Origin of the sequence: Algoriphagus sp. Y33, assembly GCF_014838715.1 — a bacterium.
In the GTDB taxonomy this organism is placed as follows: domain Bacteria; phylum Bacteroidota; class Bacteroidia; order Cytophagales; family Cyclobacteriaceae; genus Algoriphagus.
Window position 1 is genome coordinate 5,155,485 of the sequence record NZ_CP061947.1, and the last position, 14,026, is coordinate 5,169,510.

Here is a 14,026-nt window from a genome sequence, read left to right on the forward strand (position 1 = left end):
TAATTTCTACTTCTTTGACCTAATAGCAATGTCAAAGGTTTATTCAGCATTTGAAGAAAAACAAGGATGGATAGGGAAAAGGATAAGTGGTATAAAAACCGTTTAAGTTCCGAAAAACTAAATTTTTCCCATGAGATCTTCATAGGAAATCCCATAGTGGCTATTATCATAAACCGCCTCTCCATCTTTGATTAACAGTACCTGCGGCGATTCGTGAGGCACCTTAAATTCCTTTGCGACTAAATCTGACAATTCCCTGTAAGCTATCAAATCCAAAAAATAAGGAGTCACTTTTTCCTCATCTGCATCCTTCCATTTCCTAAGCAAACGGTCTAATGACATACTGCTGATCGAGCATCGTGTACTATGCTTGAAAATCAGAAAGGGTTTATCCTTGCTAAGAGCTTTAATTTCCTCTAATTGATTAGCATCAGTGAGTTTATTCCAATTCATTTTGGTGATTTTTTATTTTTGGGGCAATAGTTGTAGAAGAAAGATCATCCTTTAAAAATCAAACTTCATTTATGAAAATACAGTTCCTCCACCGGTTTTTAAACTTTCAGATGCCTATCGTGCTAATAGGTGTTTTATTATTTTCCTGCAAAAGCATAAATCCTGCCGGCAGTCCTGGGCCTAGCACTCCACCACCTTCTGCCACTGCAGGGGTAAATGTACCTCTAAAAGTCCCGAAAGAAACGTTAAGCAAACTATTGAATAGCCAGATTCCCACTGTGCTGCTTCAGGAAAAAGGACTGGATATGGGCAGCGGTGTTACTGGTGATTTGCAGATGAGGAGAAATGGCACAATCATATGGACAGCGCTAGATAGTCAGCGGATCCAATTGACTGTTCCCATCAATGTAGTCGGAGAAGTAGGTCTCAAGCCAAAAGGGCTGGGAAATTTATTTCAGTCTAAGCTGCCGTTGAATGAGAATTTCTCTCCCGTATTCGTGATCGACCCAGTGATCAATCCGGATTGGAGCATAGGATCCCAAAGTTTCGAATTGGTGGATTTGGGCGGTAATTTAGCCGTCGAAGTGTTGGGAATTCAGGTGGATTTCAGTGGCCTACTAAGCAAAGAGATAAGGAAATGGGGAAATGAACACCTGACAGGAGGAAAAAAAATAGCCAGTTTAAAAACCATAGTAGATCTTGCCTGGGCTCAAGTGGGCAAACCTTTTGCCGTTGAGTGGCTTGGCGGAAATACTGCTTTTTCCATCCAACCTCAACAGATAAACCTCAATGAATATTTCGATACCGATCAGAATTATAATCTCTGGCTAGGTATGGATGGGAAAGTCAACTCCCATCCTGCCAATGCTGCTCCTTCACGGGCATTTCCATTGACGGGACTCAGCCAAAATGACAATCCGGCCAACAAAGTAGAGATGATCATTCCACTTACGGTAAGCTATGATAAACTTGACGAGCTTCTAAAGCAGAATTTGGACGGAAAAGCATTTCGAGTGGACAGGAAAACCACCATGATTCCATCCAACATCAAGACTCAGCCTTTTGGAGATTTATTGGCCATAGCTTTGAATTTCACTGCTGAGCAGATCGATGGAAAAACCTTGAACGGAACATTGTTCGTGGTCGGTAAGCCAACCTACGATGCGGGTTCACAAAGTTTAAAATTTGATGACATCAATTTTAAAATGGAAAGCGGAAGCTTCGGAGCTCAGGCCGGTGTAGGATTGAAAAAGCGTAAAATCATCCGAAAGATTGAAAGCAGAGCCATTTTCCCAATAGAAGATGTGCTGACTGAAAGTTTGGGAAGTATGACCGATCGACTGGGATTGAGCACACCGATCATGGATTTGAGCGTTGCCGATCTTACGATAGAGCCTTCAGGATTTTACCCTATGGCAAAAGATTTGGTAATCCATATGAAAGCGAGTGGAAAAGTAGATGTAGTCTGGAAATAAAAAAGGCCGCATATTTCGGCGGCCTTCCAGGCTTACTCTTTTGAAAATTATTTCATCCTTTTCATCACATTCAGTGCTTCTGACTTGATGCCTTCATCCAGGAAAGATTTTGAAATCTTATCAATTTTTGTTTTGAAGGTTTTCTCCATTTTCATCACAGACGCTGATCTCAAAGCAAATTTCACTACGGAGGGATCAGTATCATCCAACGATTTGCTCAAGATTGATTCAGCTGCTTTAGCACCCCTCTTTTGAGCACCAAAAGCTGCCGCAATTCTTACCGGAGCACTGCCTTTTTCGGCAGCCATTTGCAGAATAGCATTTCCGGCTTCATCATCAATATACCCAACTAGGTAGGCGGCTTTAATAGAAAGATTCTCATCAGCTCCCTGCACCAGTTCTGCGAGAAATGGGAGAGCGGCTTTTCCGAATTTCTTCGCTCCTGCCGGATAGTCTAACTCATCTTGTCTGAGAAAAGCAAGGAGTTCTTGCGCATCATAATCCTGCGCGGCTGTGTTACTGTTTGACTTTGCCATGATTTTTCAGTTTAGAGAGGAATAGTTAGACTTGAGTTACGCATTTTTGTGGACTCACTGGAAATAAGATCAGGTGGAGGATTTGTGATATTGAAGGTTCCATTGCCAGTCATGAGACGATTGTTGTCATTCACGTGATGAATCCCCAACACGTGTCCAAATTCATGCCCCAAAGTCCATCGGCTGGCCGATCTAACCACCACACAGCCAGGCCTTCCAGACGGATGTGCAGCACAGCCGTTGTATCCAGGCACGGTACTCCTTACATAATACACCACTACATCATTCGTTCCTACAAAATTCCTATTGCCAAATAGACTCACTTGCTCAGCAGAAACTGACCCCATGGTACAGCCTCCCACATCCACATCTTTGAGAGCAGGCAAGTTAAGATTTTCGGTAGACGCACAGTCTACTCTCACACCCGCCACAGCATATACTTCCTGCATCGCTGCAAATTGCTCATTGACGGTGAAAGAAGTAGGTGTTTCCAAAATTTTCACATGCACCCTGATGCGCTCCCTCAGCACCCGCACACCTGCTGTAGGTGACCAGTAGATACTTCCCCGCTGGAAGTGGGAAATCCGTGCTGCACCACCAAAAACCACCAGCTCATCCGAGGTAGGATATCCCAAAGCACTCTTTTCCCAACCCATAGAAGCCCAATGCGAACGGATAGCTCCATGAACTTCATGTGCTCCTGTACTTGGTGTCCAGTAAATGCTACCTCCTTGGAAATGATTATACCTACCTACTCCGTCAGGGCAAGTGTTTTCATTGGTGAGGGGATATCGGAGGAAACTTTTCTCCCAGCCTAAGCTAGAATATTTTACTCTTATTGCTCCGTGTACTTCCCATGCTCCCGAGGACGGGCTCCAATAAATGCTGCCTCCCTGAAAATGATTGTAGCGCCCAATACCATCGGGACATTTGGATTCGTCTGTGAGTGGGTAGCCCAGCAGGCTTCTTTCCCAGCCCATGGATTGCCACCTTGCCCGGATAAGCCCATGAACTTCATGTGCTCCTATCAAAGGATGGTAATAAATAGAACCATTCACATAGTGTTGATACCGGCCTATTCCATCCGGACAGGTGTTGATCGGTGTTGTGTTGGTACCGAGCCAACCACTAGCTCCTCCCAGTGCCCAATACTTTTGAGTAATCGGATGCGCAGGGAAAACATTGAGCTCTTTCAGCAGTTCCAAATTCAGTTCCTTTTTAAGAGCCAATTTGGGTTCAATTGTTAGTTTTGCCATTGAATTAAAAGGTTGAAGTGAGAATAAAAATAGTTCCCAAATTTACTTTTAACTAGCTGAAAAATAGATAATTATGATTGTCAGTTTGGCAAAATTCAATTATTGATAAAGTTAATTTGGCAAGAATTATTAGCGAATGAGCTGAGCATAACTCTTTATGCCTTTTGCTTCAGCAATTTTTACTAATTTCAGAAAAAGTAAGGCAGTAAGGTGTGCATCTCCTGCTGCAGTATGACGATCATCGAGTGGGATATTAAAACGCTCGCACAGGACATCCAGACTGTAGTTTTTCACCTGAATATGGCTAAGGTTAGTTTGTGGTCCATGGTCTAGACGGATAGCAAAATTCATGGTGTCTATGATTGGGTTTTGGAATTGGGTCAAGCCATAGTCTTTTGTAATTCGTAGCAGCATATCCAGATCAAAACCGAGGTGGTGCCCAACCAGAATAGCATTGGAAATGTATTCCAGCACCTGCTTTATAAACAGAGTCTTAGAAAGCTGATTCTGTCTCTCCACAAGACCATGGATCAAAGGGGATTGTTTGAGGCTTTGATTGGATTCCGGATACCATTCTACTGCGGAACTGACTAGAATTCGCTCATCGGAAATTTTCACAGCACCAAAGGACACTATTGAGTCATTATTCGGGTCAAGTCCCGTGGTTTCTGTGTCAAGTACTACAAAATCAAGCTGATTTAGAGCACGAATAGGGGGGATAGGCAATTCATTTTTTGCCAGATACTCTTTAACAAAATCAGGACGTATCCTTTTTGATGTTGAAAATGGCCACCAACTCATCGTCCAAAATGATCTAGCTGAAAACGTACCTTTACAATATCCTGAAGCTCATCAATAGGCACAAAAGTGTTTTTCAGCAATTGTCTCTGAAGTTTTCCTAGGGATTCAGGACGGATAAATCTTCCATCATTCCCATTTTTCATCCCTTCTATTGCTCTCATTCTAATGAGTATCTCAAATGCTTTTCCTGCCTGACTGAATAGTTCCTTGTAATTGGGTTCCAGTTCTGCCAAGCGTTCAAATCGCCTAATGGTATTGTTAATGCCAATTACTGCATGACTTAAGGTAAGCAGCCTTGCCAAATCAACCAGTGGCCGGATTGCCCTGGCTTTGATGTCGAATTGATCTCTATGTTCCCCCGATTTTTCTACCACAAAATTCCTGAAAAACCCCAGTGGAGGAGGTGTTGCTAGGGTATTTTGTGCCAAGAAATTGAGGAAAACCGGTTTTTTCTTTAGAGAATCATAGATAAACAAACTCAGCTCTTCCGATAGGCTTTTGCTTCCGCCGATTGCCCTAAAATCAAAAAAGATCGAGGCAGAAATCAACGCTTCCTGGGTAGGCGTCAAAATCCAATTGGCAAAATAATTTTCCCATTGAGCTACAGGTTGAACCCATTTGGGATTGCTGGCCATGATCTCTCCCGGACATGGCGCAAATCCACAGGCTATAAGAATCTCGACCACCGCAGTTCCCAACTTCAGAAAATACTCTGCTGCTGATGACTTTAAGTCCTCTGTCACATTTTCATAAACCAACGCATTGTCCTGATCCGTCCTGAGCAATTGTTCTTCACGTCCCTCACTTCCTAAAGTCAAAAAACAATAGCGTATGCCTTGCATTTCCGAATATTCTTCGGCGAGGGATTTTTCGGCGATCTTAATTGCCTGCCGGATAATCACATCATTGATTTCGGTCATGATGGAAGCCACGAAATCCATAGCAACCTCATTTTCCAGATAATATGCCAGCATCTTACTTGCTCTGTCTCTGATAGACCTGATTTCTTTTATGTCCTGAGTATTCAGCAATCCATGTATGAGCACCGCAGGGCTATTTCCCATGGAAACCAGTACATCATGATCTGAGATTATTCCACAGACCTTCGATTGATCTGAACCATCCTCTGTAAGTATCAGATGATGCAGCCGGTTTTTGATCATCGTAAGATAAAGATCCGAAAAGCCCGCATCCTTGCTCCGGGTGATCACCGGTGAAGTCATTACTTCGATGACTGGCGTGGAAAGGGAAAGTGCTTTTGCCAAGATTTTGGAACGCAGGTCTTTGTCGGTGATTATACCGATGGGCATGAAGCCCTCATCCACGATTACGATACTGCTGACATCTGCCTCCACCATTAGCTGGGCGGCTTCCTGAACTGTATTGGAAGGGCCGCAGGTGAGCACTTTATCAGAAATTTTCACCTCGGACTGGTCCGAGAAAATCAGCAGAGAATTATCTCTTGATTCATTTTTTAGTGCTCCCCGAGCTTTCTGACCCTGAGACAAATCCTGCCTGACGACCACCTTTCCAGAGGCAAATCCCGCTGCAAAGTAAATTGCTACCCGGTTATTGGTGGCTAGTATTTCTTCAAAAACCTGTACCGGAATAGCATAAATAAGACTACTTTGACTGATTCGGGCATTTAGGACGTAGGCCCTTTTACCCAAAAGTGCCAATACGCCAAATACATCTCCCTCGTCTAAGTATTCTTTTATTTCCTCCCCAGACGGCTTGCTTTCTGTAAGATGTATTTCACCTTCTTTTAAGATAAAAAAGTGAGCCTGAGGAGCATCGCCTTGCTTGAAAAGTGTTTCCCCCTTTTCTAAAAATTGGATTTCTACAGCGCTCGAAATTTTTTCTAATTCCTCCTCAGACAAAAACGAAAAAGGCGGAAATCGCTTTAAAAATTCTGCTACTCTATTGACTATTACATTGGCCATTTAGGGGAAGGGTTGTCAGATTATCCGTGAATAACCAGTTGATTTCATCTGTAAATTACTGACTATCTGTCTAAATCCAGTGGGGGAATGACTTTTGAACAGGTATATCAATAATCAGATGGATATGAAATACTCTTATCAATTTCTACGCTATTGCAGACGCCTGATGTGGGCACTGATAGTGGCGTTTATGGTCGGGGTTCACAACTTCTATAAACAGGAAATGGACTCTCCGGATTCTATAGTATCTTCCATTCAGCTGGATGAAGAAGAGGAGGATTCCTCCCCAAAAGATTGAAAAAAGAGCCAAGATCCATGAGTCAATTTCTTGATTCTAGAATCTTGGCTCTTCACTTACTTTTTCCCTTCAATAATTTTTGTCACTACATCCGGATCAAGCAAAGTACTTGTATCACCCATATTATCAAGAGATCCCTCGGCTACTTTACGAAGAATCCTACGCATGATCTTTCCTGACCTGGTTTTCGGTAGGCCGGGTACAAGCTGAATTTTATCAGGCTTGGCTATCGGTCCGATTATTTTCGAAACCATTTCCTTAATCTCATTGATCAGGTTATCCTCCGTACGGTTAGTCAGATCAGCGATTACATAAGCGTAGATTCCTTGTCCCTTCACCTCGTGAGGATAGCCCACTACAGCTGACTCAATAACTTTCGGATGCTCGTTTATGGCATTTTCCACTTCAGCAGTTCCCATTCTGTGTCCTGAGACATTGATCACATCATCCACCCGACCAAGGATTCTATAGTACCCATCGTGATCGCGCTTTACTCCATCACCGGTAAAATACATTCCCTTGTAAGTGGAAAAATAGGTCTGCTTACAGCGTTCATGATCTCCATAGGTAGTCCTAATCATTCCAGGCCAAGGAAATTTGATGCAGAGATTCCCTTCAACTGAGTTTCCCGTAAGCTCATTTCCTTCAGGATCCACAATGCAAAGCTGTACACCGGGAAGCGGCAAGGTGGCGTAAGCCGGTTTGGTAGGAGTGATTCCGGCAATTGGTGAAACCATAATTCCCCCGGTTTCTGTCTGCCACCACGTATCTACAATAGGACATTTATTTTTTCCTACGTGCGTGTGGTACCAATGCCAAGCTTCTTCGTTGATCGGTTCGCCTACCGATCCCAATACTTTTAGAGAACTCAGATCATACTTATGGATAGGATCAGTGCCATAGGCTTGCAATGCACGGATAGCAGTGGGCGCAGTATAGAATACATTGACTTTATGTTTTTCCACGACAGCCCAAAATCTCCCTGCATCCGGAAAAGTAGGAACTCCCTCAAACATCAGCGTCGTGGCTCCGGCAAGCAATGGTCCATAAACTATATAGGAATGCCCCGTAATCCAGCCTACGTCAGCTGTACACCAATAAACATCGCCTTCCGAATACTGAAAGACATTATCAAAGGAGTACTGAGAATATACCATATATCCTCCCGTCGTATGAACTACACCCTTTGGCTTTCCTGTAGAACCGGAAGTGTAAAGAATAAACAGCATATCCTCACTGTCCATTTCTTCAGCAGGACATTGCTCAGATTCCCCCGCTATCACCTCATGCCACCAGAAATCCCGACCTTCTTTCATAGTCACTTCCTGCTTGGTGCGCTCATAGACGATTACTGTTTCCACTGAGCTTTTCTCCAATGCTTCATCCACTACAGCTTTTACAGCTATTTTTTTACTTCCCCGGAAATTTCCATCCGAAGTCAAAATTGCCTTGGCACCACAATCGATTACCCTATCTGCCAATGCAGAGCTGGAAAAGCCTGCAAAAACAACCGAGTGAATAGCGCCGATTCTAGCGCAGGCAAGCATGGCTATTGCTGCTTCCGGAACCATCGGCATATAGATGATCACCCTATCTCCCTTACCTATTCCTTTACGTTTTAGTGCATTTGCGAAGCGATTCACTTCGTAAAAAAGGGCTCGATAGGTCAGTGTCCTTCCTTCTTCATTGGGATCATTTGCCTCCCAGATAATAGCCGGCCGGTCTCCTATGGTAAAAAGATGGCGTTCGAAAATATTCTCAGTGATGTTAAGCTTGCCATCCAAAAACCACTTGATATCAGGCTCCTCAAAGTTCCATTTCAATACCTTTGACCAGCGTTTTCTCCAGTGAAATGAATCTGCAATTCTAGCCCAAAACTCTTCCGGCTGAGTTACGCTTTTTTGGTATTCGTATAGGTACCCACTGAGGGTATGTATTCTGTCACTCATGGTAATCTTGGTTTATGTTATCAGTTCTGGGTAAAATACGCTCTAATTTAATGATCCTGTGCTTTACCTGCACCACGCGGGATTCTTATTTCCTGTACCATATCCTGCACGGCTTGGGGCGGAGCAGGGGTAAATTTGGAAACTGTCACACATACTATAAAGTTAAGAATCATTCCTATAGACCCTATGCCCTCAGGAGAAACACCAAACCACCAATATTCCGCTGTATTAGTTTCGGGGCTGATAAACTTAAAATAAACAATGTAGCCAATTGTAAAAACCAAGCCGGTAATCATCCCTGAAATAGCTCCTTCTTTATTGATTCGCGAGGAGAAAATTCCCATAATAATCACGGGGAAGAAAGATGCCGCTGCCAAGCCAAAGGCAAAAGCCACAACCTGTGCCACAAATCCAGGAGGGTTCACTCCGAAATAGCCTGCCAGAAGTACCGCACCGGCAGCGGCTATTCGGGCAATTCGCAGTTCTTTTTTCTCCGTAATATCAGGCTTGAAAGTCTTGAACAAATCTCTGGACACAGAGGTGGAAATAACAAGAAGCAATCCGGCAGCAGTTGAGAGTGCCGCAGCCATAGCTCCCGCAGCGACCAACCCGACCACCCAATTGGGAAGCTGGGCTATCTCAGGGCTTGCCAGTACCATGATATCTCTGTCTATAGTCAATTCATTGGCTACAGGATTGGCTACATACTGCACTTTACCATCACCGTTTTTATCCTCTACACTGATCAAATTGGTTTTTTGCCAGGTATTTATCCATTCAGGTAGCTCGGAAATATTTTTCTCAGAAGTGCTCTCTATCGCATTGTATATACCAAAAGCCGCAATAGCGGGCGCAGTGGTATAAAGAATAGCGATAAAGACCAGTGCATATCCTGCAGAAAGCCTTGCGTCTTTCACTCTTGGAACCGTGAAAAACCTCACGATCACATGCGGCAATCCTGCCGTACCGACCATCAAAGCCAGCGTAATCATAAACATATCCGTGATGCTTTTTCGCCCCGACGTATAAGCGGCAAAGCCCAGTTCGGTGAGGACTCCATCCAGTTTATCCAGAAGTGGCGATCCGTCAGCTACTGCACCTCCCAATCCAAGCTGGGGAATAGGATTTCCCGTCAGTTGCATAGAAATAAAAATTGCAGGCACCATATAAGCAAAGATCAGCACACAGTACTGGGCTACTTGGGTATAGGTAATCCCTTTCATTCCGCCGAGCACGGCATAAAAAAACACAATGCACATACCGATCACCACTCCCCATTCGATGGGCACTTCCAGATATCTGGAAAATACAATTCCAACGCCACGCATTTGCCCTGCCACATAAGTAAAGGAGATAAATAAAGCACAGATCACAGCTACGACTTTAGCCGTATTGGAATAATATCGGTCGCCTACGAAATCCGGAACGGTGAATTTGCCAAATTTGCGTAGGTATGGGGCTAGCAAAAGCGCCAGCAGCACATAACCTCCCGTCCAGCCCATCAAATAGACCGAGCCATCGTAACCAGCGAATGAAATAATTCCTGCCATTGAGATAAAGGAGGCGGCAGACATCCAATCTGCAGCAGTTGCCATACCATTGGCCAAAGGCGAAACTCCTCCACCCGCTACATAGAATTCCTGAGTAGATCCAGCGCGGGACCAGATTGCAATACCAATATAAAGCGCAAATGAAATGCCTACCAGCAGGTAAGTCCAGGTTAAAATTTCCATAGTTGTTTAAATTAAAAAGTTATTCTTCGTCCACATCAAATTCCCTGTCCAATCGGTTCATTCTGACCACATAGACAAAAATCAAAATAACAAACGTGAAAATTGACCCTTGCTGGGCAAACCAAAAACCCAGCTTATAACCACCCAGTCGAATTTCATTGAGCTCGTCTACGAATAAAATCCCACAGCCAAAAGAGACAACAAACCATACTAGTAACAGTACAAAAAGAGTTTGGAGGTTTTTCCTCCAATAGGCTTTCATTTTTTCATTTTGGGGAGGCATAGGTTAGGGTTTAGGCTTAGAAAATAAAACAAGCCTTGAAGCTAGTGATTGCATCCGTAGGAATGCAAGCTGTTTGATGTGAAATATTTAAAATTTTAGCATCTACAGTCTATAATGCCCAAGATTATTTGGGGCAAAACTTCGTCTTCTGAATAAATCGCAATTCAATTGAGGTTTCACCAACTGTTTACTTCATAAAAAACTCCGAAAGAATTGCTAGCCCTGCAGCGAAAAAACTTACCAGTAATTTATTGAGCTGGAATTTGTGGTGCGGACTGCTTTCAAAAAAAATGGTGGTAGAAATATGCAGAAAACCCCCAGCCACCAAGCCATATAAAATCCCAATTCCCTGCTTGTTTAGGAGTCCAGTTTCATAAAGAAATGAACTGGACATCATCCCAAGCGGGGAGGCCAAAGCAAAAAGAGTCAATAATATAAGTGTCGTTCTTTTACTTAATGTGCTTGATAATACTGCAGCCAAAGCAAATGCAGCGGGTCCTTTGTGCAGGATAATCCCAAGCAGCACAGTTTTACTATTATGCACATGACCAAGGGCTTGCTCCCCCTGATCCATCAATTCTCCATGCGATAGAAGTGTGCCTTCAAGGAATGCATGAATAAACAAGCCCAGCATAACAGTAGTCATAGCTTTACTGCCCTGATGCTCGTGTACATGAATATGTCCGTGTTCTATTCCACTGGACCAGAATTCCAGCAATTGCTGTAAAAGAAACCCAATCAGGATGTATAATCCCATTCTTTTACTGTCAAATCCACTGTCAAATAATTCGGGTAAAATATGGAGAATTGTAATCGAGAATAAATAAGATCCCGCAAATACCAGTACGAGTCGAAAGTATTTCTCTCTAAAATTGGGAGCAAAAAAAACCGTTGATCCTGCGATCATGGCTGTAAGAAAAAGAAGTAAAAATTTGAATTCCATCGGCCTGGGTTACTTTCCTTTTTTGATGAAAAGGAGAAAGCTATAACTCAGGCAAAGGTAATAAAATTCAATAAGGTTGCATTTAAAATTAATCTACTGCGGAAAGGATAAAAATGGCTTCAGGTTTTCGCTTGCAAACGTCTTAAATCCACCCATTCCATCGTCATAGATTAGAAAGACTTCAATTTCCTCCAGTTTTTCATCCAAGATGATTGCCTCATCTTTTCCCATCACCATCATGGCTGTGGCGTAAGCATCTGCCGTCATACAATTATCAGCCAATACCGTAGCAGAAAGTAATGTATGATCTACAGGATATCCCGTGGCAGGATTGATTGTATGGGAAATTCTTACCGAGTCACGCATATAAAAATTGCGGTAATTTCCTGATGTTGCCATCGCCCGATCCTGTAAAGCAATTATACTGATCAGGTCGGATGCATTTGCAGATTCCACAGGTCGGTTTACTCCAACCTTCCATAGTTCCCCTTTTTCATTCACTCCATTTGCCACAAGCTCTCCACCTATTTCAACCAAATGATTTCCTATTCCCCTATTTTTCAAGAAGTCAGCGATCACATCAGAACCGTAGCCTTTGGCAATGGCTGAGAAATCCAGGTAAACGCCAGGCACTTTTTTACGGAGCTGCCGCTGATCAAACTCAATTTTGGAAAAGCCGACTGTAGCCAGTAAGTTTCTGATATCCACACTGTCCTTAAGTTCCGGTCCGCCTGGACCAAACCCCCAAACATTCACCAAGGAACCTACTGTAGGATCGAAAGCTCCATTGGTATTACCATAAATCTTTTTAGAAGTTTCCAGTATCGGTAACAAGTAAGGCAAGTCAAAGTCCAGCGTGTCGTTAAGATTAAATCGGCTTAATTCGGAGTCTGGAATGTAGGTAGACAAACTTTGGTTGAAGACCCCCAAAAGAGAATCGATGGAAGCTTGAAGGTCGCGGTTTTCCTCGTCCAGGTAGGTGATATTGTATGTGGTGCCCATCGTTTTGCCGGAAAGAGTCATTTTTCCGGCCACAGGAGCGGAATCTTCCGTCACAGCTGTCTCTGTCTTATCACGGTTCCGCCATGAGTACACCAGCATGATGGCAGTAAGAAGTACAATAGAATATATAATATTTTTCCGGGCGTTTTGGCGCATGATCATCTGAATTTGAGGGCGAATTTAAGGCTTATTTTTCAGTATTGCGGGAAAGCCAAGGATTCAAAAATGCGGAAGAAGCCGTTCGTATTTTTCTATATTTGTGAGCGTACGGATAAACTATGAGAGAAGATTATTTAAGTGGGGAAGATGAAAATCTAAGCCCAAAGGACAAGGATTTTGAAAAAGCTTTACGGCCTTTAAGCTTTGAGGATTTCACAGGCCAGTTTAAAATCGTAGAGAATTTACGGGTATTTGTGCTCGCTGCAAAAAACAGAAATGAGCCTTTGGATCACGTGCTTCTACACGGCCCCCCAGGCTTGGGCAAAACCACACTAAGCCACATCATCGCAAATGAACTGCATGCCGGCATCAAAATCACCTCTGGACCTGTACTGGACAAACCTTCTGATCTGGCAGGCTTGCTGACCAATCTGGAAGAAGGTGATGTACTCTTTATAGATGAGATCCACAGACTGAATCCTATCGTAGAAGAGTATTTGTATTCGGCAATGGAGGATTTCAGGATTGATATCATGCTGGATTCTGGTCCAAACGCCCGCTCCGTTCAGATTTCCCTGAGTCCGTTTACTTTGATAGGCGCTACCACTCGCTCAGGTTTGTTGACTTCTCCGCTCCGTGCGAGATTCGGTATCAATTCCAGACTGGAATACTACGATGCGAAGCTACTGACCGATATCGTTACGCGCTCCGCAGGTATTTTGCAAACTCCTATAGACGAAATCGCTGCATACGAAATCGCAAGAAGAAGCAGGGGTACACCCAGAATAGCTAATATGCTACTTCGGAGAACCCGAGACTTTGCAGAAGTAAAAGGAGATGGAACAATTACGCTGGAAATCTCAAAAATCGCCTTGGATGCGCTGGATGTAGATGTAAATGGATTGGATGAAATGGATAACCGGATCCTGCTGACCATTATAGAAAAATTCAAAGGAGGACCGGTAGGTCTTAGTACCATAGCCACAGCTTGTGGGGAGGAAGCAGAAACTATAGAGGAAGTATATGAACCCTTTTTAATCCAAGAAGGGTATTTGAAGCGAACTGCCCGTGGCCGTATGGCTACTGAATTAGCATATACCCATTTGAAAATAAAGCCTGCTCAGGGAATGGGAGGGTTGTTTGAGGGGATGTGAAAACTTAAGTAGTTTTTCTTCGTTTTGGATCAACAATTATT

The 14,026-nt window shown here is 43.4% G+C and carries 13 protein-coding genes; 3 read left to right on the forward strand and 10 right to left on the reverse strand.

All coding sequences use genetic code 11. The features are described from left to right. Window positions 1–117 precede the first annotated feature (117 nt). Complete coding sequence (gene ytxJ, locus ID165_RS21085) at window positions 118–453, reverse strand: bacillithiol system redox-active protein YtxJ (protein ID WP_192347402.1); 336 nt, start codon at window positions 451–453, stop codon at window positions 118–120. A 71-nt stretch (window positions 454–524) separates the two neighbouring features. Between ytxJ and ID165_RS21090 the strand changes: the two genes are divergently transcribed. Further along, window positions 525–1,928: a DUF4403 family protein gene (locus ID165_RS21090; protein WP_192347403.1), complete on the forward strand. Its 1,404-nt coding sequence runs from the start codon at window positions 525–527 to the stop codon at window positions 1,926–1,928. Between the two features lie 47 nt (window positions 1,929–1,975). Here the strand turns inward: ID165_RS21090 and ID165_RS21095 are convergent, their stop codons facing one another. From ID165_RS21095 to ID165_RS21110, 4 genes are all read right to left on the reverse strand, one after another. Further along, window positions 1,976–2,464, reverse strand: coding sequence for a HEAT repeat domain-containing protein (locus ID165_RS21095; protein ID WP_192347404.1), 489 nt, complete (start codon window positions 2,462–2,464; stop codon window positions 1,976–1,978). 11 nt (window positions 2,465–2,475) lie between these two features. Beyond that, window positions 2,476–3,720 carry an LGFP repeat-containing protein gene (locus tag ID165_RS21100; RefSeq protein ID WP_192347405.1) on the reverse strand — a complete coding sequence of 415 codons (1,245 nt, stop codon included), beginning with the start codon at window positions 3,718–3,720 and terminating at the stop codon, window positions 2,476–2,478. 129 nt (window positions 3,721–3,849) lie between these two features. Continuing rightward, a complete protein-coding gene (locus tag ID165_RS21105) occupies window positions 3,850–4,521 on the reverse strand; it encodes a PolC-type DNA polymerase III (protein WP_192347406.1) in 672 nt (223 codons plus the stop codon). Beyond that, window positions 4,518–6,464 carry a DUF294 nucleotidyltransferase-like domain-containing protein gene (locus tag ID165_RS21110; RefSeq protein WP_192347407.1) on the reverse strand — a complete coding sequence of 649 codons (1,947 nt, stop codon included), beginning with the start codon at window positions 6,462–6,464 and terminating at the stop codon, window positions 4,518–4,520. Before ID165_RS21110 ends, ID165_RS21105 begins: the two co-directional genes overlap by 4 nt. A 124-nt stretch (window positions 6,465–6,588) precedes the next feature. Here ID165_RS21110 and ID165_RS21115 point away from each other — a divergent pair, with 124 nt between their 5' ends. After that, window positions 6,589–6,762: a hypothetical protein gene (locus ID165_RS21115; RefSeq protein ID WP_192347408.1), complete on the forward strand. Its 174-nt coding sequence runs from the start codon at window positions 6,589–6,591 to the stop codon at window positions 6,760–6,762. A gap of 56 nt (window positions 6,763–6,818) precedes the next feature. Here the strand turns inward: ID165_RS21115 and acs are convergent, their stop codons facing one another. The 5 genes from acs to ID165_RS21140 form a co-directional block, all read right to left on the reverse strand. Next, complete coding sequence (gene acs, locus ID165_RS21120; protein WP_192347409.1) at window positions 6,819–8,711, reverse strand: acetate--CoA ligase; 1,893 nt, start codon at window positions 8,709–8,711, stop codon at window positions 6,819–6,821. A 47-nt stretch (window positions 8,712–8,758) separates the two neighbouring features. Then, a complete protein-coding gene (locus ID165_RS21125) occupies window positions 8,759–10,444 on the reverse strand; it encodes a sodium:solute symporter family protein (RefSeq protein ID WP_192347410.1) in 1,686 nt (561 codons plus the stop codon). A gap of 19 nt (window positions 10,445–10,463) precedes the next feature. Beyond that, the gene (locus tag ID165_RS21130; protein ID WP_192347411.1) at window positions 10,464–10,727 is read right to left on the reverse strand and encodes a DUF4212 domain-containing protein; all 264 of its coding nucleotides are present in this window, start codon (window positions 10,725–10,727) and stop codon (window positions 10,464–10,466) included. A 187-nt stretch (window positions 10,728–10,914) separates the two neighbouring features. After that, window positions 10,915–11,670 (reverse strand): ZIP family metal transporter, encoded by a 756-nt coding sequence (locus ID165_RS21135; RefSeq protein WP_192347412.1) that lies wholly within the window; start codon window positions 11,668–11,670, stop codon window positions 10,915–10,917. Window positions 11,671–11,763: 93 nt separating this feature from the next. Then, window positions 11,764–12,828: an FAD:protein FMN transferase gene (locus ID165_RS21140; RefSeq protein WP_192347413.1), complete on the reverse strand. Its 1,065-nt coding sequence runs from the start codon at window positions 12,826–12,828 to the stop codon at window positions 11,764–11,766. Between the two features lie 122 nt (window positions 12,829–12,950). On the opposite strand from ID165_RS21140, the gene ruvB reads away from it, so the two are divergent. Beyond that, the gene (gene ruvB / locus ID165_RS21145; protein WP_192347414.1) at window positions 12,951–13,985 is read left to right on the forward strand and encodes a Holliday junction branch migration DNA helicase RuvB; all 1,035 of its coding nucleotides are present in this window, start codon (window positions 12,951–12,953) and stop codon (window positions 13,983–13,985) included. Window positions 13,986–14,026: the final 41 nt, after the last annotated feature.